The 24757-nt window shown below is 33.5% G+C and carries 31 protein-coding genes and 1 tRNA gene; 21 read left to right on the forward strand and 11 right to left on the reverse strand.

The genetic code is table 11. The annotated features are described in order from the left end of the window. Positions 1–38: 38 nt before the first annotated feature. Genes BMX53_RS13820 through BMX53_RS13830 form a run of 3 tightly spaced genes read left to right on the forward strand, consistent with a single transcriptional unit; the run spans position 39 to position 2080 of the window. A complete protein-coding gene (locus BMX53_RS13820) occupies positions 39–650 on the forward strand; it encodes a hypothetical protein (protein ID WP_074746983.1) in 612 nt (203 codons plus the stop codon). A 19-nt stretch (positions 651–669) separates the two neighbouring features. Continuing rightward, a complete protein-coding gene (locus BMX53_RS13825) occupies positions 670–1353 on the forward strand; it encodes a DUF4328 domain-containing protein (RefSeq protein WP_074746985.1) in 684 nt (227 codons plus the stop codon). A gap of 25 nt (positions 1354–1378) precedes the next feature. Next, on the forward strand, positions 1379–2080 hold the full coding sequence (locus tag BMX53_RS13830; protein ID WP_074746987.1) for a hypothetical protein: 702 nt from the start codon (positions 1379–1381) through the stop codon (positions 2078–2080). Positions 2081–2145: 65 nt separating this feature from the next. On the opposite strand, the gene BMX53_RS13835 is transcribed toward BMX53_RS13830, so the two are convergent. Together BMX53_RS13835 and BMX53_RS13840 are read right to left on the reverse strand one after the other, a co-directional pair. Next, on the reverse strand, positions 2146–2541 hold the full coding sequence (locus tag BMX53_RS13835) for a lipocalin family protein (protein WP_074746989.1): 396 nt from the start codon (positions 2539–2541) through the stop codon (positions 2146–2148). Positions 2542–2614: 73 nt separating this feature from the next. Then, complete coding sequence (locus BMX53_RS13840) at positions 2615–4132, reverse strand: aminotransferase-like domain-containing protein (protein ID WP_074746991.1); 1518 nt, start codon at positions 4130–4132, stop codon at positions 2615–2617. A gap of 174 nt (positions 4133–4306) precedes the next feature. Here BMX53_RS13840 and BMX53_RS13845 point away from each other — a divergent pair, with 174 nt between their 5' ends. The 9 genes from BMX53_RS13845 (at position 4307) to BMX53_RS13885 (ending at position 11286) form a co-directional block, all read left to right on the forward strand. Continuing rightward, positions 4307–5125, forward strand: a complete 819-nt coding sequence (locus tag BMX53_RS13845) for a hypothetical protein (protein WP_074746993.1) — start codon at positions 4307–4309, stop codon at positions 5123–5125. Between the two features lie 114 nt (positions 5126–5239). After that, on the forward strand, positions 5240–5569 hold the full coding sequence (locus BMX53_RS13850; RefSeq protein WP_038984612.1) for a DMT family transporter: 330 nt from the start codon (positions 5240–5242) through the stop codon (positions 5567–5569). A 621-nt stretch (positions 5570–6190) separates the two neighbouring features. Further along, positions 6191–6781 carry a Crp/Fnr family transcriptional regulator gene (locus BMX53_RS13855; RefSeq protein ID WP_082671520.1) on the forward strand — a complete coding sequence of 197 codons (591 nt, stop codon included), beginning with the start codon at positions 6191–6193 and terminating at the stop codon, positions 6779–6781. A gap of 79 nt (positions 6782–6860) precedes the next feature. Beyond that, entirely contained in the window at positions 6861–7481 is a 621-nt protein-coding gene (locus BMX53_RS13860) for a hypothetical protein (protein WP_063175954.1), read from the forward strand. A 13-nt stretch (positions 7482–7494) separates the two neighbouring features. Further along, on the forward strand, positions 7495–7896 hold the full coding sequence (locus tag BMX53_RS13865) for a DoxX family protein (protein ID WP_074746995.1): 402 nt from the start codon (positions 7495–7497) through the stop codon (positions 7894–7896). Between the two features lie 577 nt (positions 7897–8473). Next, entirely contained in the window at positions 8474–9391 is a 918-nt protein-coding gene (locus tag BMX53_RS13870) for a pirin family protein (protein WP_074746996.1), read from the forward strand. Positions 9392–9394: 3 nt separating this feature from the next. Next, complete coding sequence (locus tag BMX53_RS13875; protein WP_074746998.1) at positions 9395–9796, forward strand: OsmC family protein; 402 nt, start codon at positions 9395–9397, stop codon at positions 9794–9796. A gap of 26 nt (positions 9797–9822) precedes the next feature. Continuing rightward, the gene (locus BMX53_RS13880) at positions 9823–10110 is read left to right on the forward strand and encodes a GNAT family N-acetyltransferase (protein WP_074746999.1); all 288 of its coding nucleotides are present in this window, start codon (positions 9823–9825) and stop codon (positions 10108–10110) included. Between the two features lie 120 nt (positions 10111–10230). After that, complete coding sequence (locus BMX53_RS13885; RefSeq protein ID WP_074747001.1) at positions 10231–11286, forward strand: hypothetical protein; 1056 nt, start codon at positions 10231–10233, stop codon at positions 11284–11286. Positions 11287–11352: 66 nt separating this feature from the next. Here the strand turns inward: BMX53_RS13885 and BMX53_RS13890 are convergent, their stop codons facing one another. After that, positions 11353–12612 (reverse strand): alpha/beta hydrolase family protein, encoded by a 1260-nt coding sequence (locus tag BMX53_RS13890; RefSeq protein WP_074747003.1) that lies wholly within the window; start codon positions 12610–12612, stop codon positions 11353–11355. Positions 12613–12843: 231 nt separating this feature from the next. Between BMX53_RS13890 and BMX53_RS13895 the strand changes: the two genes are divergently transcribed. The 8 genes from BMX53_RS13895 (at position 12844) to BMX53_RS13930 (ending at position 18537) form a co-directional block, all read left to right on the forward strand. Next, positions 12844–13335 (forward strand): hypothetical protein, encoded by a 492-nt coding sequence (locus tag BMX53_RS13895; protein ID WP_074747005.1) that lies wholly within the window; start codon positions 12844–12846, stop codon positions 13333–13335. 14 nt (positions 13336–13349) lie between these two features. Continuing rightward, complete coding sequence (locus BMX53_RS13900; RefSeq protein ID WP_074747007.1) at positions 13350–13892, forward strand: HutD family protein; 543 nt, start codon at positions 13350–13352, stop codon at positions 13890–13892. A 179-nt stretch (positions 13893–14071) separates the two neighbouring features. Further along, positions 14072–14533 carry a hypothetical protein gene (locus tag BMX53_RS13905; RefSeq protein WP_074747027.1) on the forward strand — a complete coding sequence of 154 codons (462 nt, stop codon included), beginning with the start codon at positions 14072–14074 and terminating at the stop codon, positions 14531–14533. Beyond that, positions 14502–15026 (forward strand): O-acetyl-ADP-ribose deacetylase, encoded by a 525-nt coding sequence (locus BMX53_RS13910; protein WP_074747009.1) that lies wholly within the window; start codon positions 14502–14504, stop codon positions 15024–15026. The genes BMX53_RS13905 and BMX53_RS13910 overlap by 32 nt, the downstream gene beginning before the upstream one ends. A 79-nt stretch (positions 15027–15105) precedes the next feature. After that, entirely contained in the window at positions 15106–16449 is a 1344-nt protein-coding gene (locus tag BMX53_RS13915; protein WP_074747029.1) for an SMI1/KNR4 family protein, read from the forward strand. 2 nt (positions 16450–16451) lie between these two features. Beyond that, a complete protein-coding gene (locus tag BMX53_RS13920) occupies positions 16452–16994 on the forward strand; it encodes an RNA 2'-phosphotransferase (RefSeq protein WP_074747011.1) in 543 nt (180 codons plus the stop codon). Between the two features lie 156 nt (positions 16995–17150). Next, complete coding sequence (locus BMX53_RS13925) at positions 17151–17909, forward strand: DUF2314 domain-containing protein (RefSeq protein ID WP_074747013.1); 759 nt, start codon at positions 17151–17153, stop codon at positions 17907–17909. A gap of 85 nt (positions 17910–17994) precedes the next feature. Beyond that, on the forward strand, positions 17995–18537 hold the full coding sequence (locus BMX53_RS13930; protein ID WP_074747015.1) for a hypothetical protein: 543 nt from the start codon (positions 17995–17997) through the stop codon (positions 18535–18537). A 9-nt stretch (positions 18538–18546) separates the two neighbouring features. Here the strand turns inward: BMX53_RS13930 and BMX53_RS13935 are convergent, their stop codons facing one another. From BMX53_RS13935 to BMX53_RS13955, 5 genes are read right to left on the reverse strand one after another with little or no spacing between them, the layout of a single operon-like run. Then, positions 18547–19047: a ClbS/DfsB family four-helix bundle protein gene (locus BMX53_RS13935; RefSeq protein ID WP_074747017.1), complete on the reverse strand. Its 501-nt coding sequence runs from the start codon at positions 19045–19047 to the stop codon at positions 18547–18549. A gap of 10 nt (positions 19048–19057) precedes the next feature. Beyond that, positions 19058–19600, reverse strand: a complete 543-nt coding sequence (locus tag BMX53_RS13940; protein WP_074747019.1) for an STM3941 family protein — start codon at positions 19598–19600, stop codon at positions 19058–19060. 5 nt (positions 19601–19605) lie between these two features. Next, positions 19606–20736: a GNAT family N-acetyltransferase gene (locus BMX53_RS13945; RefSeq protein WP_063175948.1), complete on the reverse strand. Its 1131-nt coding sequence runs from the start codon at positions 20734–20736 to the stop codon at positions 19606–19608. Between the two features lie 52 nt (positions 20737–20788). Beyond that, positions 20789–21322 (reverse strand): GNAT family N-acetyltransferase, encoded by a 534-nt coding sequence (locus tag BMX53_RS13950; RefSeq protein WP_038984631.1) that lies wholly within the window; start codon positions 21320–21322, stop codon positions 20789–20791. A 9-nt stretch (positions 21323–21331) separates the two neighbouring features. After that, positions 21332–21940: a class I SAM-dependent methyltransferase gene (locus BMX53_RS13955; protein ID WP_063175947.1), complete on the reverse strand. Its 609-nt coding sequence runs from the start codon at positions 21938–21940 to the stop codon at positions 21332–21334. A gap of 878 nt (positions 21941–22818) precedes the next feature. Between BMX53_RS13955 and BMX53_RS13965 the strand changes: the two genes are divergently transcribed. After that, a tRNA-Pro gene (locus tag BMX53_RS13965) sits at positions 22819–22893 on the forward strand. Positions 22894–23073: 180 nt separating this feature from the next. On the opposite strand, the gene BMX53_RS13970 is transcribed toward BMX53_RS13965, so the two are convergent. The 3 genes from BMX53_RS13970 to BMX53_RS13980 all read right to left on the reverse strand — a co-directional run. Beyond that, positions 23074–24045: an ISAon1 family transposase gene (locus BMX53_RS13970; RefSeq protein WP_074747021.1), complete on the reverse strand. Its 972-nt coding sequence runs from the start codon at positions 24043–24045 to the stop codon at positions 23074–23076. Between the two features lies 1 nt (position 24046). Continuing rightward, positions 24047–24400, reverse strand: coding sequence for an ISAon1 family transposase N-terminal region protein (locus tag BMX53_RS13975; protein ID WP_074747023.1), 354 nt, complete (start codon positions 24398–24400; stop codon positions 24047–24049). A gap of 12 nt (positions 24401–24412) precedes the next feature. Then, the coding region (locus tag BMX53_RS13980; protein WP_143061428.1) for a transposase at positions 24413–24757 on the reverse strand (345 nt) is incomplete at its 5' end.

Genomic DNA, 24757 nt, shown 5'->3' on the forward strand with positions numbered 1-24757 from the left:
TTCAATTGTCATAAATTAGAGAATTCAAATATTTAGTTATGTATAAAAAGATATTCGCTATAGTAGCATTCTTTAGTCTATGTACTATGAATGCTCAAGAAATGACCTTTAGTCAAAAGGTTGGTAAACTAATGGAATTAGTAACAGCAGAAAATGTAGATAATAACCAAGTAAGAGAGATATTAAAAACATTAGCTATCGCACCTAAAGAGATGAAAGAAGGAGCGATGGACTATAGTATTTATGATGACTTCGAAGGAGATACACTTTATTATATTCCATATAAGACAGCTGATGAACCTCGCTATTCTGTTGAGAAACTAAAGCAAGGAGATAAGTTATTCTATACCTTACAGTTTTTGATAAGTAGTGAGTATACTAAAGATCCTTCAGGTAAGGTAACATATAAGGATAAGGACTATCTATATAATACTACTATAGAAGATCTAATGCCATATTGTACTACACCGATGAGTTACAAAAATGGTAAGGGTAATAATCCAGAGTCTCCACTATTAAGCTGTGTGTATACTAACCCAAACAGTAAAAGAAAACTGATGTACTGGGTAGTGTGTGAGAATAAGATAGGAGATAAAGAAAAGAATAGAGTAAAAGAAATCAAGATTCAGAGCCAAGAACTTTGGAGATAAGTAATAAACAAGACGTTGTATGTTGTTGTCTAATGTTAGTAGAGGAAATGTATTAGCGGTAGCTATTAATATGTTAATTATAGCTTCTATCGCTAGTTTAAATTGTTTAATAATTCAGCAAATTATCTATAGTAATGTAGCAGATGGCATTCATTATATCAATAGAGATTTAGTAAGGTTTGAAACGATAATATTTATTGTTTCTATTACAAATATTGTAGCAGGTCTTTTCTTTGTAGCCATTCTTATGGTTTGGTTATATAGAGCATATTCCAATATGCAGACTTTAGACAATAGACTTACAGATCATAAATATTGGGCAGTATTAGGATGGATAGCACCTTTGTTTAATCTTATTATGCCTTATAGATTGTTTAATAAGATGAGTTTGAGCGCTGTTAATTACGTTAAGGTTCATACTCAGGTTTCACTTAAAAGATATAAACCATTATGGTTATTATTGATTTGGGTTAATTTCTTGTTGATTGTACTTTTAAGAGTGTTTCAATATCGAATAGCCTATTTTGTAGATGCTAGTATTGTGTTAAACATAGGTATTGCTATTAATGTACTTATTTTAGTTTGTACCCTGTTGTTTGCATCCTATTTTAATTTCTATAGAAAGCTAGAGGCTTTAATATACAAGTTAAATCTCGAAGAAAAAGACGACTCTGCAGACTGTATTGAGTTAGTAAGAGAGTAATAAAACTATTAAGCTGTGTATCTATATGATAGGAAAGCAAACGGTTTTAAATATGGTAAATGAGATTGGACAGGTTTATGTCCAACGAGGTTTTATATCTTCTCAGAAGGGTTTAGTACTCAAGTATAAAGTACCTACTAATGGTTTTGAACTCTTGCTAAAGTTTCATATCATACAGAGTGATGTCAAGCAGAGTATGACTATTGACTGTATGCTAACGGTATTGTCAGAAGAACTAAAAGAGTGGAGATTAAAACAGTATAGGAGTAAGGATTTAGCTACAGATACCGTGTTTATGGCAAATATTCAAGATGTTATTCCAGAACAACCAAAGAAGTTTACTTGGGAGATCAATCAGAAGAATGAACAAGAGTTTAAAGAACACTTAAAGCAGTTGCTCAGTTTATATGCTAATCCTATTTATAATTTTTTCACAGATAGACAGTTACTAATAGCACATGTTGTCGAAAATGGATGGAGGCTAAATGACTATATGCAAGCTAAAAACTTTGCTTACCCTATAGACTTTATGTGTTGTTTTGCAACTAGAGAAGAGAGTACTCAGGGCTTTAATAACTACTTAAAGAGAGAGGGATTAGTAGGACAGGCAAAGAGGATTTATAAAGAGATGAGTTCCCCTAAATACAAAGGATTTATCACTAGTGATTCTTCAGAGGATAAGGTCTTTCAGTTAGCTTATCTGCACAAGATACCTATACTTATATAAGGTCATAAAAAAGAGGCGGGATAGATTTAAATCTATCCCGCCTCTTTTTTATATTTATGAAGTGACTACTTTATAGTCTCTCTCTTGTAAGTGTATTCACTATTGTTTTGTTCTAATACCATAACATCATGACTTAGTGCCTTTAACCCAAATACTAAGGTATCATTCTTACTATCGATTGTTTGAGATAAGATGCATAAATTATTATTAGATACCCACCACTTCTTATACTCATTATTAATCATGTTAGTAGACTTAGCTTCTCCATTTGCATCTAAGATAAAACTCTTTGGTTTTAGCTCATTAAAAGGAGTGAATTCGGTCCAAGCACCTTCTATAGTTTGAGCATGAGTCTTTTCTTGCTCCGTCATTTCTGGGAGATTAAAGCTTTCTTCTTTTTTACAGCTAACTAAAGCTAGTGTACATAGAATAATATAAGTACAAGTCTTAAATGTTTTCATATTTTGTATTCAAATATTGTAAATGATAAACAAATATAGCTAAATAATGTTATAGTTGTATTTGTGAGAGAGGTTATTGGTTACTGCCTTTTGTTTTATCTATTGTTGATAGCGTTAGTATTGAGCGATATAGTATTTCTAAGTTTATTTCCATTTCTTCTCTGCTTAGATGACCAAAGCCAAGTCTCATCCCTGTTAGTGTTCTATCTTGATAAAGAATAGTTTTTGGTAAGAATAGATTATTCTTTTCACATTCTTTGTGTAGCTGCATTAAGTTAATAGGAACCTTCCATTCTATCCATATAGCTAATCCTCCAGCAGGAAGTTTAAAGGTTACTTGATCTCCTAAGAATTGCGTTATTAATTGAGCGAATGTATCACGTCGTTCTTTATAGACCTTAGAGGCTTTCTTTAAATATCTAAATATTTCACCTTCTTCTATTAGTTCGTTTAACACTTGCTCCATTACCATATCTCCACGAGGGTCCAGTAATCGCAAGTATTTTTGCATCTCTAACAGAACATTTTCAGGAGCCACTATAAAACCATTCTCAAAACTAGGGGCTAACGACTTACCAAAAGAACCTATATATACTACCATTCCTTCGGTATCTACACTGGCTAGTGGTAATACCGAACTCTTGTCATAATGAAAGTCATAGTCATAATCATCCTCTAGTATGATAAAGCCGTATTTATTAGCTAGATTAAGTAGTTGTACTCTGCGCTGAGCACTCAGTGTTACTGTGGTAGGATAGTGGTGATGAGGAGTGAGGTAGAGCATTCTTATTTGTTGTGTTTTGCACAGTTGTTCTACTTCATTTACATCTATACCATCCTCGTCTATAGATACAGTTAATATCTGAGCTCCAGCTTCCTGAAATGCCATATTACTAGAGTAGTAACTAAGGTTCGCCACAATAACTTTATCTTTAGGACTCAGTAGGACTCTACAGGCGATGTAGATGCTCATCTCTGTGCTTCTAGTTATCAAGACATTTTTACTACTTACGTGTAGTCCTCTAGATAGGTTGAGGTAGTTAGCCATATTCTTTCTAAAGGAAGTATTGTCTTGATGAGTATTGCTAAGTAGTTTCTTTCTATTGCTCTTTCTCTTTAGGTTCGCGCTGTAAAATGATGATAACTGATCTATCTGGATAATTCTACTATCTGTAGTGCCATCTGTAAAAACGTGATCACAATTGCTGATTTCAAGAGGAGAGTCTAATAAGTTACTAGAGTGAAATGTATATCCAGGTTTAGTAGGATATTGCTCTAAAGCTTTGTAATTAGAAGCATTAGTTCTTTTATGATTAAATGACTTTTTATTAAGCACAAAGCATCCCTTGTTTGCCTGCATCTCTATCCATCCTTGTGTAGCTATCTCTTCGAAGGCAGCCACTACAGTATTTCTATTTACTTCTAGTAGACTAGCGATAGTACGCGTACCTGGCAATTTGGTTCCTTCAGGTATGAAGTTGCGTTGTATTGCATTGCTAAATTGATTAGCTATTTGCATATAAATTGCTGTAGAAGAGTTTCTATCAATCTTTATAAAGCTTTGATAAGGTATTTTTACTGGACTAGGCATACTGTGTTTTACTAAGTGCTAAACTATTCCGGAAAGGTACTGTTTTTAGCGAAAATAGAAATGATCTTTAACACACTGTTTTTATGAAAATTACAACATATAGAGAAGATTATTCTTGTTATTTCTTGGCTTATAAATGAGTTTTTATCTAAATTAGACCAATAATTTACAATTATGAATGTATCCATACTTCAGATGGTTAGTATAGTGAGCTATTCTAACGCATATCTTAATGATCAGTTACCTGAGATATCTAATCAAGGAGAAAAGATATCTATGTATTGTAATAAGGTGTTGTTTCACATACCAGTGGAGGGCAATGAAACTCAATATACAACCCAAGCTCCTATAGATTGGTTCTTATCTTTAAAATATAGAGGTGTTCAGCAAGTCAAGTTGCATTATAAATCAGTTCCTAATCTGAATATGCCAGAGCGTATGTCCGCAGGTTTTGTAGGGGGAGCAGGTATCTGGATGGTAGAGACAGTATTAGATGGTAAGTCAGAGTTCTGGTATAGTAAGTGGCAAGTAGATGAACATCAGCGTAAATTAGGCTCTGATAGAATATGGACTGTGACTTATAAGAAAGCACCTATTACAGAACTATTGACAGAAGTATATACTGTAGATACTCAGGCAGAAGAGTTAAAATTGATTTTATCAGAGTTAGTATCGTTTTGTAGTGAAATAAAAGAAAGTGGATGGCAAAGTATATTTGCAGGAGCTAAGACAGTATTAGATAATGCTAAGCCCTCTGTGTCTACTTACCTAAAAGATATGATAGTAGATGGGGGTTATACTCCTGAAGCATTAGCTTTGATGGAGGCAGCAGATAGGTCATATGTATTTGGTGGTATGGGATCGTGGAATGATGTTGTTTCTTTTGAGACTAAAGAACAAGAGAGTACTTATTTGGCTTTATCGGATAAATTGTATGCTAGTCTTAATAAGTGTATACTAGCTTTTGCTAATTCATGTGTTATTGATAGATAAGTTTAATAATACAAAGTGTCTTTACAAAAAAGAAATGAGATTTTTGTTTTCATTTGATAAAAAATAAAATGATTTTATTAATCACCTTTGCACCCTTAAAATTTAAAAGCAAAGATGAACTGGATTATATTAATTATAGGAGGGTTATTCGAAGTTGCATTTACATTCTGTTTAGGTAAAGCAAAAGAAGCCTCTGGAGGAGAAGCTATCGGATGGTATGCTGCATTTTTGATAGCATTAGTTTGTAGTATGGCTGCCTTAGTTAAAGCAACTCAATCATTACCATTAGGAACAGCATACGCTGTATGGACAGGAATAGGAGCAGTAGGTACAGTATTAGTAGGAATATTTGTTTTTAAAGATCCTGCTACATTCTGGAGAATGTTCTTTATCGCTACATTGATTGGTTCTATTATTGGATTAAAAGTAGTAGCAGCTTCTTAAGAAGAAAGCAAAAATACATATCGTAAAATACAAATTAAAAAGGGACTTTCACTAGGTGTTGAAAGTCCCTTTTATAGTAATAAAAAAGTAGTTAATTGTGTTATTATTGCATTCATCTAATTGAATTCATAAACACGATATATATTTGGTACAGATTAAAAGTAGGAAAGAGTTTTGGATTTAAAAACCTTATTATTTGTATTGTGATAGTATTTGGTTTAAATGTTTGAATTGTTTCATCAATATTAGAAGATGAGGTTATATTTAACTCCTCAAAAAGGTGTCATCTTAGATAAGTCCCTCTTAAGTTGTGTTGTTTGTCGATTCATAGTGAAAAGCTTTTCTTTGTGCTTTCTAAGAGATAGAGTCTATTTTTAGTTGTAATGCTAATGATTGGACTAATTATTGATACTTAGAGTAATGAAGTTAGGGGTAAGTCTAAATTGACTGAGTTATATATCCATAGTGAGTCCATTGTTTTATTTAAAATAATGGACTCACTATGGACTCATCATGGACTCACTATGGACTTATTCAGTATGAAGTAATATGTAATCTAGAGCGAGAGAAGAATAGGAATAAACAAACGAAGAAGGAAGGTCTAAAGAGACTTTAAAGATAATAAATATGGCAGAACAATATTTTAAAACTTTTATTGAACACTTAAGAGAAACTATAGAGTTAACCACATCTGATATAGATAAAATATTAGAGGTAGTAGAAATAGTGAAGTTAAAGCGAAAGGAATTTTTATTAACGCCTGGGCAGCCTTCTAGACATATGCGATTTATAGCAGAAGGTAGTGCTAGGAGTTATTACCTTGATGAGAATAGTCAGGAACATACACTTCAGATAGGAATAGAGAATTGGTGGATCAATGATTTGTATAGTTTTTTAACTCAAAAAGATTCGCAGATGTATATACAGGCTATAGAATCTGCTGTAATCTTACAGATCAGTCAGTCTAATCTAGAGAAGTTGTACAGAGAAGTACCTGAAGTATCTACTTTCTTTAGAATTAAGATACAGAATGCTTATGTTGCTCTACAGGAGAGAATGATAGAGAACTTAAGTGCTGAAGTATATATTCGTTATCAAAAGTTTATTAAGGATTACAGAGATATAGAGCAACGAGTACCCCAGTATATTGTGGCATCATACTTAGGAGTGACTCCAGAATTTCTAAGTTATTTAAAGAAAAAACACCTGTAAAGTATTTCTTAAGTTATCTTAAGAACCAGGTTAAGGCTAGCTAATACATTTGTCTCATACAAAATAAGGATAGAGACAAATGAGATTAGCTTTTTTTTATACAATGATTTTAATGCTTTTTGGTCAAACAGTTTTGGCACAGAAGTTTTCATATACACCAGAGGGAATGGTAGGTAACCGTTCTTACTTTTATACACATACTTTTAATTATCAAATCAGCGATAAGGTCAAACTTCAGAATCTTATCTTATTTGATACAGAGTATGATAATGATAAGCACAATATCTTATTTATGCGCAACACGCTAGCTTATCAATTCTCTAAACATTTTAGCTTAAATACTTCAGTAGGGATTAAGAATCCTGGAAAGTTCGCTAGTATGCTTTTACAATATCAAGTTACAGGTAAGGATATATTATTCTCATATTCTGTAGGGACTACCTATCAAGCCGGTTTTACTTTAGAACAATCACTTTTGTTTGAGTACAGTCCTCAAATAACAGATAAAGTAAAGGGATTGTTTAGAGTATCAGCAGTAGGAAATGTCAATACAGAGGAATACACTCGAGGTTTTCAACACATCAGATTGGGAGTGAAGTATGAACAGTACAGCTTTGGGGTAGCAGTTAATTTAGAACAGTTTAATAATTCGTGGAAACATCTAGAGAACTATGGTGTATTCGCTAAAGTAAATCTTTAAAAACAAATCAAATATGAACAAGAATCAAGACATCGGTTTATTAATTACGCGTATTAGTATTGGGGCTCCAATGTTGTTATACGGAATCGGCAAGTTGTTTAACGGTATTTCTTTTATACAGAGTGTATTAGTGGATAAAGGACTTCCTGCATTCTTCGGGTATGGAGTATATGTAGGAGAGGTAATAGCACCTTTATTACTATTAATCGGATATAGAACTAGATTAGCTAGTTTAGTATTTGCGATTAACTGTCTTACAGCTATGTTATTAGTACAGAGTGCAGACATTTTTAGTTTAAATGACAATGGAGGATGGAAGGTAGAGTTATTAGGTATTTATGCTTTAGTAGCTGTAGGATTATTCTTTACAGGTGGAGGTAACCTAGCTGTATCTTCTAAGAATCAATGGGACTAATATATAATATTACATATAAACTACTTATTTTATTAAGGGTAGATGTTGTTATACTATAATTTATTAAGAGAAAATTTATTAGATTATATGTTTTGGCACGGCATTTGTATTTAGAATAAGCGTAGTATTATATTCATAGTTATTTTTTTTTGAGAGAGATGTTAACAGATTTTATTAGCATCAAACAAGTAATAAATTTTTATTATTTAGGTTTTGTTTATAAAAGCATAAGTTCTTCCATACTTATGCTTTTTTTATGCCTTTAGGTGGAGATATATGCTTAGTATAATGATTAATCTTGATTCTGCATTCACCCAATCTTACAAGATAATTCACTATGTTTTTTTTTAAAATCATACTGTAGTGTTATTTTTTTTACAACTAGCTCTTCTTGGTTAGTCTGTTGTATAATATAGGCTTAACAGTTTTCTTAACATTGGTTATTATTAGGTTTTTGTATATTTAGAGTGATATCTTATGTATTAGTAGAGTTCTTAATCTATGTTAACTCGAGATGGTATTATCTTCTATACTTTTACACTAGAACAAATAAGTATTAATCAATAAGAAATATATTATGTCAAACGTAGATTTAGTAATAGAGGAACGTGCTGCGAGTATAGGTAATTTTCTAGTAGGTAGATTGTTGCCATTCAGACAGAAACGTACAGTAGGGCCTTTTACTTTCATAGACCATATGGGACCTATATCAGTAGCAGAACACGATAACTTAGATGTGGACCCACACCCTCATATAGGCTTATCTACCCTGACTTATCTATTCGAGGGAGCAATTATGCACCGAGATAGCATAGGTAGTCTAGAGCGCATCACACCTGGAGCAGTAAACTGGATGACAGCAGGTAGGGGAGTAGTGCACTCTGAGCGTATGCCTGAGGATATACGTCAGACTAATCCAGAGGCTATCTTACACGGGCTACAGATCTGGATAGCACTACCAAAAGAGTTAGAAGAGATAGAACCATCATTCGTACACATAGAGGCAAAAGATTTACCTAGCTGGGAGGAAGACGGTGTGTCTTATAAGCTAATAGCTGGTGAAGCATTAGGTAGAAAGTCACCAGTACCAGTGTATAGTCCACTGTATTATATAGAGATAAAATCAGAAGAACAAAAGAAGATTAATATCGGTAGTGGCTTATTCGGAGAGGCAGCAATGTATATCTTAGAAGGAAGTGTGAAGAGCGGAGAGCATGAGTATGAATCTAAGAATATCTTAATCTCTAACGATAGTACGCTATGTGAATTTGAGATTATGCCTAATACAACAGTGTATATTTTCGGAGGGAATCCACTTCCAGAAGAGCGTTATATCCTGTGGAATTTCGTGTCTCATGACCCAGCTAAACTAGAGAAAGCTAAGCAAGACTGGATCGATCAGAACTATGATGTATTCCCATTAATAGAAGGAGACAGTGATAGTTATGTACCATTCCCGGATGGAATGAAATCATTTAAAAACAAAACTAAATAAGATATGGAGGTAAGTGTAAAAGCCGTTTTAGGAACTCAATTATATTATACAGAAGTAACAGCAGGTGATAATGTGTTAATCACAGATGAACCTACTGATCTAGGAGGACAAAATAAGGGATTTAACCCATTCGAGATATTAGCTACTTCACTAGCTAGTTGTACTGCAGCTACTCTAAGAATGTATATGGATAGAAAGCAATGGACAGCGGAGAAGATAGTGGTAGAAGTGGATATGACTAGAGATGCTTCAGGTACTAAAACTACTTTTAATAGAAAAGTACATTTCGAAGGCGCTTCATTAGATGCAGATATGGCTAAGAGGTTGTATATTATAGCAGATAAATGTCCTGTACACAAAGTCTTAACAGGTAAAGTGACAATCAATACGGAACTAGCAATATAACAGCAATAAACTATAAAAATAAAGTTATGGAAATAAAACATCAAGCTCAAGAAACTAAAGGCTCGTTCGTAGCCTATATAGATGGACAACGCGCTGGAGAGATGACCTACTCAGTAGCAGGTGCAGATAAGATTATCATAGATCATACAGATGTAGATCCTGCATTTGGAGGTAAAGGTGTAGGTAAGGCTATCTTGCTTGAAGGAGTAATACCTTATGTAAGAGAAAAAGGTTTAAAGGTATTACCATTATGCCCTTTTGCCAGTGCTATGTTTAAGAAGATGGCAGCAGAGATTGGCGATGTACTGGTATAATTAGATAGAATAGCTTCTCAAAAGAAGGAGCTATGTTTAGTATAAAATAAAGAAAGCGGATAATAATTTATCCGCTTTCTTTTTTGCTACCTTTGCAAAGAATTAAACGTATAAAATCTTATGAACGAAAAAACATCTTTTGGATTAATATCTACAATAGAAGTACCTAATGCATTAAGTGTAAAAGGAAGCTGCTGGAGTAAAGAGGGATTGTTAGTCGCAAATTATATTTATTCGAATGAAGGGGATACTAATTCGTATGAATTAGTGTACACTATCATTGATAAAGAAGGAAATACAAAAGAAGAGAAAGAGACTAGAGGAGTATTGCCTACTTTATTTTTAAGCCCTACTAAAGAGAACTTTGTCTCATTAGTAAATGGAGAAGAAGAAGAGATGACTTCTTATGCTGTGTTTGATAAAAGTGCAAAAGGTTTTAAAGGAAGTAAGTCATTTGATGGACGTTTTGTAGGATGTACAACTAATCATAGTATATTCTATAACGTAGATATCTGGAGCGAACAAGCGGCAGATGTCATGAACGTGATAGAGTTTAAAGATGGTGTATTAGTAAGTGAAAAGAAAGTAGAAATACCTTTCCCGAAAGCCAATAAGATTTGTGTAAAAAATGGTGAGATACACATTATTACAGAAGTAGAAGATGGATGGCTTCACCGTCAAATAGATGAGAATGGAGAAGAGGTAAGAAGAAGATTATTAGAGTTTGACTTCCCATTTGTACACGAGGCATTGACTTTATCTTTTGAAGAGAAGTCTTACTTATTATGTGAAGAAAATGGAGAGATAGGTATTGTAGAGATAGACGCAGATGGAGAAGGAATGTATGGAGATCTATTTAATATTGGTGATGAGTTCTTCGGTACTTGGCATCCACAACGAGTAAGTGATGATACTAATGCAGTACAGTTTACTACAGAGTTTGGAAACGGATGGTTAGTGATTAAAAATGATGAATTAGTCGAATTATTCTATAACAAGAATAAGAAAGGATACCAAAACCTATTGACTAAAGAGGTATTGTCTATTGATAATAACGATTTAGTATTATCAGGTATTAATCCTATTACAGATGGTAAGATTGGATTAGTGTTCTATCCTAGAAAACAGCGTAAGGAGACTTATAATAAAGCTTTCGTATTACAACACGAGATTTAGAAATTAATAAGTATATAAAAAAAGAGGTCATTAGTAATTAGCTAATGACCTCTTTTGTATTGCCTATTATTGAGCAGGCATATATTTATTGATAAACTTCACTAGTTCGTCATTTTTCCATACGATAGCTTGAGTATGTCCAGCACCATCTACTAAGATGATATCTACAGTAGGAGAGCCTAGATCTTTAAGTCCTTTTACCATTGCCTCTGTTACTACAGCAGGTACATTCGTATCCGCTTTACCTTGGATTACTAAGATAGGCTTGTCTATCTTCTTAGTACCTGGTTGACTATCTTTTAAGAATTGAGCGATTACAGGGTCATTCTTAAACTTCTCTGCATTTAGACCAGGGTACTGCATTACCTTGTTTTTTGAATCTTCGTTCATAAACTTGATAATATCAGCCATGAATGCTTGGCGTACTCCATCTAGGCAGTCTCCGTTGTCCCCAGTGCTTCCCTCTGCTAGTTTAGCAAATCCCTTCGCTCTGTCTTCAAAGATAGAGGTGTAATCATAAGAAGGCTTCTCTGCTTTAATTCCCACACCTGCTAATGCTGCGTAAGCTAATAAAGTAGCATAAGAAGTAACAGAGCTTCTCTTCTCTAAAGGAATTGGAACAGGACTAGCATTCTCTTGGGCTTCGATACCAGCCAAAGCTTTAGGCGCTACTTCTAGGATAATCTTACCTAGACTAGAGGCAGGTGCGCCAGCTACTGCTCCTTTATACGTGTTATCTGTATTAGCATATTCTGCAATACCTAATGATGCTTGCCCACCTTGAGACTGTCCAGCAGACATCCAATCACCATTAAAGTCTTTTGCATATTTCTCTTTTACAGCTTTAATCGCATGTATAGCAGATAGTGATTCACTCTTAAGGTGTAGATACGGATGTATACCAGGAGTACCTAATCCTTCATAGTCAGGAGCTATGATTACATAACCTTGAGCTAGTAGTGCTTTAGCTGTTACTTTAAAGTTATCTCCTAATACGTTGTTACTAGGAGCGCAGGCATCACCTACACCTACAGTACCATGAGCCCATATTACGATTCGATACCCATCTTTAGGTTTAGGTGTTTTAGGATACATAATCAGTGCAGTAGCACTCTGATTTTTGCCATTTAGATAAGGCATATTATAAGTCATGATCTTGATAGAGCTAGCCTCATCAAGTTTGTCTAACGTATAGTCCTTTTCGGATACGTATTCTTTACTGTTGTCGATGTTTTGATTATTGTCATCGCTGTTACACGCTGTAAGCGCAACAAATGTAAAAGCAGTTGCTAAAATAGCTCCTGCAAAAAAGGTCTTTCTTCTCATAGGTTATAATAATGTAGGTTGTTAGTTAATGATAAATATAGTAATATCTTTGAATAATGACGATATATGTCATAAAAGGTTTGTTTTATTAAGCTATTTTCTATTTGTAATTTGTATTTATGCGAGATTGTTATTTGATTAAAAAGAGAAATAAGTTGATTTTAGGTTGTTAAAGTTTAGTGTATTAGCAATAAAAGTATTGTGTAATAGTTATTTATATAAAAGAACAGAATGAAAAAAAATATATGGATGTTAGCTGCTCTAATGATTATGTTGGGCAGTTGTAATACAGGCAATAGTACTAAAACAGAGGTAAAAGAAAATATAGAGTTAGCGGATAATACTATTAGTGAAGATGTGCCTTATATAGAAGCTAAAGGTTTCTTTGTCTTAAATACAGTGAAGAATGAGAAGGTAGAGAGCCTTCGCATTACTTCTCAGGATCACTTCGATAAGTTTTTCGGAGTAGCTAGAACGATGGGTAAAGATGGAGAACCAACAATTATTGATTTTAAGAAGTCATTTGTCTTAGCTCTAATAGGACAACCGACTGAGAAAGAAACATCTTTTAAGATAGAGAAGTTAAACACTCAAGGGGATAATCTAGAGTTGATATATTCGATCAAACAGGAGCAAGAGGATAGAAGCTATACGATACACCCTTGTCTGATATTAGTAATAGATAAGAAGCATGAAAAAGATGTTCGCTTTCTTCCACAATAGATAGTAAGATATTTATGGATATTAGATTAATAAGAAAAGAAGAAGTACTTACTAGTCAGTGGGCTGGTGGTAAGACAAATGAATATATTATATACCCGAGTAAAGCTAAGTATGCAGATAGAGATTTTCTGTTTAGAATTAGCAGCGCTACCATAGAGGCTATACCATCAGATTTTACCCAATTTACGGGGTATAAGAGGTATTTAGCTATGTTAGAAGGGGATATTCGTTTATATAAAAATGGAAAAGAAGAATGCTATGATAATCAGGTCCTTTTCTCATTTGAATCTTCAGATGACATAACTTCTTATTCATTTGGTAAAGACTTTAACCTAATGCTAAATCACTCTATAAAGAATGAGACTGTACGGTTGAGCTTAGATACTGTAAACACACAATCAGGACATGTATTTGTTTTTGCTCTAGGAGATAATACAGTGACAATTAATGAAAATAATTATAATCTAAAGCAATATGATTGTCTGGTGATTATTAATAAAGAACTAGATAGTGTTTCTATCTTTTTAGATAAAGAAGCGATTATAGGATATTGGTAATATGTTTGAATAGTTTTGCTTATATGTAAAAATCTATATAATTAGGGTTAAAAAGTTTAAATTATTATCTTAGTGTTGTAATATTAATGTTTTAGTTATAATTACTTAAGAATTTGGTTACAATATAGTGTATTATATATAGTAACTTGGATAAAGATAACTTTAAAACCAAGTTGTATATGGAAATGTCTTATATCATAGTGCCATTAGTAGATTGTAATGAGAATGCTTTTAACCAAGAGGTAAGTAAATTATTTCCTTTAAGCAATATTGTTAATGTAGTCTGTCATCAAAAACAGTTTTTAATTGTCTATAGGGATATTGATACAATGATCAATGGGATTAATGGAGTAGATGAAATCTATGAGTATGATAATATGATAGAACGCTTCAGTAGAAAGCATCCTTATCTAGATATCGCTGTGATACAAGTATTGGGAGAGGATAAGAATCGCTTTTACGATGGTTTTATTATGAAAAATAAAAAGAAGGTAAAGGAACACAGTGGGATGCACAATGCTTATTACCCTATATTCCAGTACTTCATACCAGATTTTGATGGTAGTGATTTAGAGATTTTTTCTAAAGATTTTATAAAAATAAGTGATTATGGAAGAGAGAATGAAAATCATACAAGGTGATATCACACAGATCACAGTAGATGTGATAGTAAATGCAGCGAATAGTTCTTTGTTAGGAGGCGGTGGTGTAGATGGAGCTATTCACAGAGCAGGAGGAGAAGATATCTTAGCAGAGTGTAGAATGATAAGAGCCAAACAAGGTAGTTGTGCTACTGGGGAAGCTGTAATTACTACTGCTGGGAGATTACCTGTTAAGTATGTGATACATACTGTGGGGCCTGTGTGGAATGGAGGAAGTAAGAATGAAGAGCAATTACTTGAGAGCTGTTATAACAACAGTTTGTTATTAGCTGTAAAACACAATTGTGAGACTATTGCATTTCCTAATATCAGTACAGGTATATATGGCTATCCCAAAGAGTTAGCGGCTAAAGTAGCAATTCGAACTGTAGAGTCCTTTTTACAAACAAATAATGGGATTAAAGAAGTTGTGTTTGTTTGTTATGATTTTGAGAATTTTAGTATTTATAAAAAAGAGCTAAAAGAAATGTAGTTCTGTAGAATATGCCTTTTTATAGGGAGTAACATTATTGTTTAAAAGTAGTTTCTTTGTAGAAGTACAAAAGAAAGTTATGAATACACAAATCAATAGAATAAAAGACAAGCTAGCTACTATCAAAGAGTATGACAAGGACTATAATGTATTTGGTGCAGATTCGCATGAATATACAATAGGAAAAATAGTTAGTGAGCAAGAAATAAAAGACTTCGAACAAACATATAATATTAACTTACCTGAGGCTTACGTGGCTTTCTTAACCCAAATAGGAAATGCTAATACTAGTGAGGAAGCTTATGCAAATAGTGCAGCAGGGCCTTATTATGGTATTTATCCTGTAGGCGAAGGGTTAGATGATCTAGGTGTAGAGGATGTAGAGCGTTTTACGTCTTACCCTTGTTTACTAAGATCAGATATGACAGAAGAGCAATGGATAGCATTATCGGAGAGTACTAGAGAAGAGGGGATATCTGATGAGGTCTATTATGAGCGAATGGGTAATCTATTCGGAGGATTACTTCCTATAGGTACTCAGGGCTGTGCAATCACGACCTGTCTAATACTTACAGGAGAATACAAAGGACGTATCGTTTATCTAAATGAGGATTATCAACCTATCTTTGCTCATGAAGATAGTTTTTTAGATTGGTATGAGCGCTGGTTAGACGAGATTATATCAGGAGATTTAGTGTCTGATAATGCAGGCTGGTTTGGCTATTCAATCGGAGGTAGTAGTGAGTCTTTATGGGAGTCATATAAACATACTTCTCAAGAGGCTCAACAATTAACTTTCTTAGAAGGTTTACTAAAGAAAAAAGAGCTTACAAGCCAACTTATTGAGGAAATTATTCAAGAGATACCTAAGGCTACAGAATTAGTAAAGAAAAGTTTACTTACTATTTTATCTAAAAATGCTTTTGATAAAGCTATTCCTTTCTTAGAGGAACAAGCGAATACTGATTTACTTCACGTATTACAGATGATTCATTGGTATGGTAAGGATAAGGCGTATTGGTTACCCTTATTAAAAGCTAAAAATAAAGAAGTAATGGATGCAGAAACATATCGTTTTTACAGTTATGTATTAGTAAGTGCTACAAGTGATTTTGGACCGTTATTAACTGTAGGACTTGCTTCTGATAATGCTGAGAATAGAGGGCAAGCAATCTATACTTTAGGTCAACTTAACAATAAGCAACAATATGTATCTTCGTTTATCAATGGCCTTAGAGATAGTAATGAACGTGTAGTCTTAAATACACTACAAGCGTTAAGTACTGTATTAGATGAGCAATTACTACCTGTGTATAAAGAAGTATATCAGAAGTATAAGGAAAGCAGTGAGGATAATTATATCGTTACTAATCTTAAACATCGATTAGGTGAGTTAGGGATGGAGATTGAAGATTTAAATTAAAAATGGAAGAAACAAGAAAGAAACATATAGGTAAGTTTTTAAGTTTAGTACTTAGACACGAGCCAAGTAAAATAGGGATTACATTAGATGATAATGGTTGGGCTAATGTAGAAGAACTAATTAGTAAATGCGCTAAGCATAGGGTATCTTTTACTCGTAAAGAGTTAGATGAAATCGTAGAGACGAACAATAAAAAGAGGTATTCGTTTAATGAGGATCAAACTAAGATTAGAGCTAATCAAGGCCATTCTATAGCTGTAGATTTAGAGTTTACAGCGGTAGAGCCACCGATGTTCTTATACCATGGAACTGCTGATCGTTTCTTAAATAGTATAGAAGCAGAAGGAGTTAAGAAAATGAGTAGACAACATGTACACTTAAGCCAAGATAAAGAGACAGCTATTAATGTTGGTTCTCGTCATGGTAGGGTAGTTGTACTTACAATTTTAGCTGGTAAGATGTATGCCGATGGTATAGCGTTCTATCAATCTGCTAATGGGGTGTGGCTTACCGATTATATAGATCCTAAGTATATTTCGAAGTAAAATACAGAGGATTAAATATGTGTTAATACTTGTGTTTATTCAGTTCAGAGACTTGAATAAATCACAGAGATAAGTATTTTTGCATACGTAGTAATACTAGATTACTTTATAAAATAAGATAGGCACAAAAGCCTGTCTATATAAAAAACACTTATTATGGAAAAAGAGAACCCGATTTTTTACGCAAAAGGAGATGATCCTATTTTAGTTGAGGCATATAAGAAAGCTCAAGATTCATTCAAATACTTTTGGAGAGAGTTAACTTGGGAATATAGAAGAATAGTACCAGGATTAGATATGGCAAGTGTGAAAGTTGCTTTTACACAAGAAGTAGAAGGAGAGGATGAGCCTGTAGTAGAGCATATGTGGATAGGTGATGTGGACTTCGATGGAGATGTTATCTACGGTGAGTTATTAAACCAACCAAATGTTCTTACAAATATCGAAGAAGGAGAACAAATCGGTGTTACTTTAGACCAAATCAGTGACTGGATGTTCATCAGTCAAGGTAAAACATATGGTGGATATACAGTACAGGCTATGCGTTCTGTAATGACAGAAGAAGAAAGAGCAGAGCACGATGCTGCTTGGGGACTTGACTTTGGAGATTTTAACCACGTTAATTATGTATTTGAACAAGATGAGCACCCAGAGAACATCATAGAACACCCTATGAGTAAGAGTATGAAAGAGAGCTTAGAGAAGTTCTTAGATGAGAATCCAGATGAATTAACGAATAAGGATGAAGCTGGATATACATTCTTACACAAAGAGGTTATAGGTGGAAACTTAACTAGCGTTGAGGTATTATTAGCTAAAGGAGCTAATAAGAATGAACCTAATAATGAAGGTAAAACACCAGTTGATTATGCAAAACAGTTAAACTGGGAGCATATTCTTCCTGTATTAGTTTAATACTATATAGAAGTAAAAATATAAGAGCCCATGCTATTGCATGGGCTTTTTTTATACATTCGTATTTCAATCTAAAGCAAATAAAATGACCTCAAAAGAACTTTATCAATATGTATTAGCTACTGACGTCCACGTTAAAAGTAGACTGAATACCCTAAACTTAATAGGAACAGAAGACGAGGTATTAAAGTTTTTGATGAAATACAGCTTTGAGGTAAAAGATCCTATTTATGTCAATGCCTGTATCTTGCTACAAGATGTTTTAGACAAGGACATTACTAGAATAAAACCTTATTTGCAAAACTATTTAGATAGAGTAGGTGAGGCTACAAATGAATCTAGTAAGCGACTGCTAAGCCGTATATGTTGGCTAGTGGCTAAAAGTAAGAAACTCACACTAACCGCTAAACAAGAACGCCAATTAGTAGATGTGTCGATGTTATGGCTTTCTAATGATTCTAAGGTAGCCACAGAAGCTTTTGCTATGGATATACTAATGCTCTTGGCAAAGAAGTACAAAGTGGATGTTCAATTAATTGCAGAAGTGATAGAGGTGAACTATGCTAGCAAATCTGCAGCTTATCAAAACAAAGCAAAGAAGTTTATGTGTTTTTGTGCTAATTTATAAATAGGGTAGTTATTTAATGCTATTCTTCTTTAGGAACTTTAATGCCCAATCATAATGACTAGAGGTGGCTGATATTAGGTAAGCACCTAGTGAAGTACTTCCTGTCCAAGTATATCTCTTCTTTTCGAATAGTTCTTCATCACTGTGTTGTTTTATAATCTGTATGACCTTTAAGTGAGATTCTTTGAATTTATCAATACTTTTTAGAGCTGAGATATTTTGGTGTTTTTGATTAATAGCAATATTGAGTTCAGGTGTAGTTTTCCAAGAATACCCTACAGTAGGCATTATAGGCTTGCCTCCAGCCATTCCTACTTCATACCAAGCAAGAAACATGATATGCCACTCATGTAAATGCATTAGTACGTCCCTTACATTCTTATTAAGCGATAGAGAGGAGAAATCTTCGTTTAAACGAGTTTTATCCATAGACTCTATAGTTGATACTAGTTTATCATATAAGTTGCTAGAAAGTGCTAATAAGTCTGTTTTATTGGTAGGTCTAGACATAATGTAGAGTTTAGTTTTGTCTGATTGCTAATTGTTCTTTAATAACTAGAGCTAATTCTACATCTGTTATCTTTAGCATATTGGTGTTGATAAATATAGATGTACCATGCGTTTTTAAATTGGCTTGCATGGACTTCTTTTTGATGATATTCTTTTGTCTTTCAATGTATTCTTCAGGATTGTGCACATAGATTAATACAAACTTATTACTTTGCATTTTATACAGTGCTACAGAAGTAATATCCTTCCAAGGGATTATACCATTCACGACAGATGTAGCGTTCTCCACTATTCCTTTTTCATCTATGACAATACCTGGTTTATTGCTAAATAGTTTAGAGCAAAACAGTATAGAAGCATATCCGAAAAATACAATACACAGTACTGCTAGAATATATGTTAGCTCTATAGATCCCATGAAGTATCTCCCTTGATGGTTTAAACAATTATAGAAGACAAGTATTCCAGCTGCTACTAAAAGCAAGGCTCCTAATAGATATAAAACTAATTTAAACCTATTAATTGGATAGATAATTGGTAATGTTCTATTCATTGTTTTTAAGCTAGCGTTAGTGAGAAGAGTTGCATTTCTCTCATTCTGTTTTTAAGAGGACTAGGCTCTATAATAAAATCATACGTATGTGTAAAACCAAACTTAGCAGGAATTATCACACTTGCGTCATTGCCCTTTTCTACAGCATAAAGAATCGATTTAGTATTAACCTCTTGTTTAGTGATGTCTATTAGTTTTTGAGTTACTTCTGTACCATACCCTTTACCTTGAGCACTAGCTTTTAACCAAAGGCCTATTTCTACAGAATCTTCATTGATATCACTCAGGCCACAGCTTCCCATAAATTCATTAGTAGCTTTATCAAGTATGACTAATACTAAGGCTGTACCATTAGCTATTTCTATACGAGAACGTCTGATGTACTCTTTTAAAAGAGGTTGATTGCCATTAGCATCAAAGCTTAAGTACTTTGTTATCTCTGGTGTTAAGTTCTCTAAAAAAGAACCTAAGAAAACGTCTTCTACTATGGTGTATTTTAGATGGTCGCTCTCCCAAGTCTTATTGATATCAATAATGTTTCGTTTTTGGTCTTTTACCATTTTAACTACAGTAAGTATGTCGTAGATAAGCCCTTGTTCTATCTCATCGCGAGCAGTTAACGCTTCTAAAACAGATTGGTAAGTACACAATACCTCCTTAGTGTAAAACCAAGCGTAGTCAAATACCTTTTGCATATCTGTAGCTGCCCAAATAATAGCATCTTGTTCTCTAGTTTCAAACTCAGGCCATAAGAAAGAAGATTGAGTGCTGTAAAGCTCTTGGATAGGAGGAATGTTATCAAACTCATTACTATCTCTAAATAGCTCCCACTGAAACCCTATTGCTTTTGCTACTTTTAGGATAATGCGAAGAAGCATATCTTGATTATGCGGTGTTTCTTTTAATAACTGAAATAAGCGAACAAGTATGATAGGGGTAGTAGTAATCACTCCTCCTTGATGTTCTATATTATTTGCTATAGAAAATAAGGCATAACGACTCTCTCTAATATCACTGCCTATAGCCTGAGTTAATAAAGGGGCAAGGTCATCTGCACGGCCGTTATAATGTACTAAAAACTCCCAAGGAATAGTATTAAAGTCAATCTGTTCTAATTCTGTTATTGTGTAATGCATAATGTATTGTAAAAAAGTTCAAAGAACACTAGGTCCTTTGAACTTTAGTTTATTACTTCTTTTTATTGTCTTTGCGGTACTGAAGCATATTAAGAATCTTCTGCTCACTGATGTTTCTTACGAAATCACTGTGGTAGATATATCCTAATTTCTCAGCAATCTTAATGCTTCCGTGATTGTCTTTCTCTACATTGTAGATTAGGTAATCAACATCTAAGTTCTCGTTTACATAAGATTCTAGTGCTTTGATTAACTCTTGACCATATCCTTTACCAAAAGCTGCTTCTTTTAACCAGATACCTAAAGATATAGACTCTGGGTTAATATCGTGGATACCACAACATCCGATAAATTCTTTAGTGTCTTTATCTACCGCGATTAGTGTGATATCTGTTCCTTTGTCTAAAACATCTAGACTGTAATCAATAAATCCTTGAGTGTCTTCGATTTTACCTGTTGGTATAAAAGGTAAAAACTTAGCAACTGTAGGTGTTAATGCATTAAAAATATCTTCTTTATAGCTATCATTTACCACTAGGTAAGATAATCTGTCTGAAGAAAAATTGATATCTCTACTATATCCCATATCTATATATTATTTATTCTTTTTAAAATGACAGTACACAAAGTTTTGTGTGGTGTTAAAAGGAGTGATGTGATCTTCATAGAAACTCTCTTGTACAGAGAACGAATCTTTAAATATCCCTTCTAGATCTTCAGCATTGTACTGAATGATATCTAATCCACTACATTTTAGAGGGCCTTGTTTTGAGAATGTAGCTATTACTAAATCTCCATTTATAGCCTTAGCTACTAGATCAGTATATTGACGAGTTTCTCCTTCTTTTAAGAAATGAAATACTGCTCTATCATGCCATAGATCATACTGCTCAGTAGGGTGGAAGTCCAGTATATTACTTTCAATCCATTTAACCTGTATAGCCTTATCTCCTAATCTTGTTTTAGCGCGTTCTAATGCTTCTTTAGATATATCTAGTACAGTGATGTCACTGTAGCCCTGCTCTAATAAGTAATCAACTAAATTGCTATCGCCTCCTCCTATATCAATAATCTTAGCTTCTTTGGACAGCTTACAACTCTCTATAAGATTAAGAGAATTGATTGGTTTCTCTTGTGTCCAGCTTACTTGATTAGGTGTTTTTGTTTTGTAAACAGTTTCCCAGTGTGCCTTTAAATCTCCCATTTATACTTCAAATATTGGTACTGAAAAACAAAAGTACTAATTCCTCTAACAAGAATATCTATAATCTAAAACAAAAAAGTCAGGTAAGAGACTTACCTGACTTAAATGATTAATTGAATTAGTTAGCGTGTATAGTTTTATATTGTTTAAATAATACTATCTATACGATGTCTGATACCGCGAAAAGTAAAAGACGAAAAACAAATATACACATTTTTTTAATCCGTGACTATTTCTGTTTTAAAATAAGTTGTTAAGTGTTAGAAAGATTTTAAGTCAAGATGCTATCTTGATAATAAGGCTTATTTAAAAGAGGTGTTGTATTATTCAGATATTTCGGATATAGGACAGTACATGGTGAATATCTCAACAATGGATGGAGAAACGATAGCTCTAGTCTAGTATATACTGCTTATTGTCCAAGAATTGTCCACCAATTAAAATATGGGACTGTATTTGCAATGGTTGAAAAGGAATATTTGTAGTCTGTTAGTATAAAACATATGTGACTTTATAGCAGTAATCGTGTTTTATAAGTAGGAGAAATACTAGTATTCATAGGGGGTGAGAAGAATATGGAGAGTAGTTGTGCTTTTTTTTTAAAAAAGTTAAAAAAAATATTCAAGGGTATTTATCTCATTTATAATACGATATGTGGTAATTGTTAAAAATGATTGAAAAATAGAGTTATTTTATGGTTTCAAAATTTGCACAAAACAAAAACTCGTAGTATGTTTGCACTCGCAATAGGGAAGTAATTCTCTTAGCAACGGAGAGGTGCCGGAGTGGTAACGGAGCAGATTGCTAATCTGTCATCGGGTAACCGATGCCAGGGTTCGAGTCCCAAACTTAGATTAAAAAATATTAGATGACCCAATCGGGGTGTAGCGTAGCCCGGTCATCGCGCCTGCTTTGGGAGCAGGAGGTCGCAGGTTCGAATCCTGCCACCCCGACAAAAGGAATCACTTTTAGTGGTTCCTTTTTTTATTTTCCTCCCTTTTTTATTGATTACCATTCATACTCATCTTTATGGATCAGTCTCAAAAGGGATCAGTCTCAAAATTTGTGTTTACGCATAAAGTTTAGCTAATCTGTATAGGAAGAAATCAAGGATCAGTGACCAAAGTTGGGGACTAGGCAAAAAGTTTAGTTAATCTAAAAAGAAAAAACTTCTTATCTCTAACCCCTCTATACATCATACGGAAGTATTTAATTTTTGCATTAAACGATTCGGCAGAAGCATTTGTACTTCTATTATTAAAGTAATTAATGATTTCGTTATAGTGTACATTAAAAGTCTTTAAAACCGTATTAAAGTATTTGATTGAAGCCTTTTCAATGTCATTAAACCAATGGGCAAGCTTAGTCATCGCTATTTCTTTATCTATTTTTAAATTATATATGTTTCTGAGATTATTAGCTAGTAAATATGCTTGTTTAATCTCAGGGTATAATTCAAATAATATCTTAGCTCTTTCTTGTTGGTCTGGTGTCCAATTAATTTGATTTTTATAAAGTAGCGAACGTGAACGGGCTAAAAGTTGCTTCCTAGTATCTCCATTAGAAAGTATTTCAGGATTATACATATAACCTTCTTTTTTAGCCTTTAAAATAGCAGTGTTCTCATTATCAAGTTCTACCCATCTATATTTTATTCTAATATCTTGTAAGGCATCACTTACTAGCTTTTGAACATGAAAACGATCGATGACTTGTACTGCTTTACAGAAGCATTTCTTAGCGATTTGTTTCATTGATCCGGCCATATCTAAGGTAATCTCAGTAACTTTATCTCTAAGCTTTTTAGGGAGTTTAGATAGATGCTTTATTACAGTATCTGACTTTGTTCCTTTAACTATCGCTACAATGGTTCTCTTCTTACCTTTACCTGCTTTAGAGGTCAGTATAGTATACAATTCTCCCATGGATAGACAAACTTCATCTATGGATAGTTGGCTAGTTATATTTTGAGGGTAGAGTAGCCAATCTTGTGCATGCTCATGTTGATTCCATTGTTTGAAACCACTAGTCTTATGTTTGTACTGACGTTGAAATTTCTCTCCTTTAACACCGAATAATTCACCAATAGCTTTACAGCTAAGTATTTTAGTATCGGCTAATTTTTTTTAAAAACTCCGAAAACTCAGTAGTCATTCGTGTTCCCTCTGCGATGATATTCCAATCACGTGATATAATTTCTCCTGTTTGTTTATCTGTCCAACGACGACGTTGTACATGTAGTTTAACTGATTTACCTCGTAATGGAAAGTCTTCAATGGTAATCATACTATGAAAGCCTTTGGAAATTAGTTGTCTTTCAGGACATTGATTCCCATAATTATTCTTTTCTTCAAAGTAGATATGTAGTTTTGTTTCTAACTCTTCTATTTTAGTAATATTGAAGTGCTCTACTAAGTAAGCAGGTAAGATTAGTTTTAGTATTTCTGTGCTATCCATCATAAGACAAAGATATTATTTTACTATTTCCTCCCCAACTTTTAACTTTGATCCGAAATCAATATTTCTGACGCCTCTAAATTGCGCTCTGAAAGCTTTTATTTTTGCATTAAATGATTCAGCAGAAGCATTCGTACTTCTATTATCAAAATAGTTAAGTATTGTTTTGTAATTAACCTGTATAGTATTGATAACAGTACTGAATTGTTTTAATCCAGTGTTTTGAACATCGTTGTACCAACGAGCAAGTTTTGTGTATCCCACTTCTTTTACTGTCGTAGAATTATAGATAGTTCTAAGTTGTTGAGATAAACTGTAAGCTTGTTTTAAGACAGGATATTGTTGAAACAATATATCAGC

This window comes from Myroides marinus (genome assembly GCF_900109075.1).
GTDB classification, from domain to species: Bacteria; Bacteroidota; Bacteroidia; order Flavobacteriales; family Flavobacteriaceae; genus Flavobacterium; species Flavobacterium marinum_A.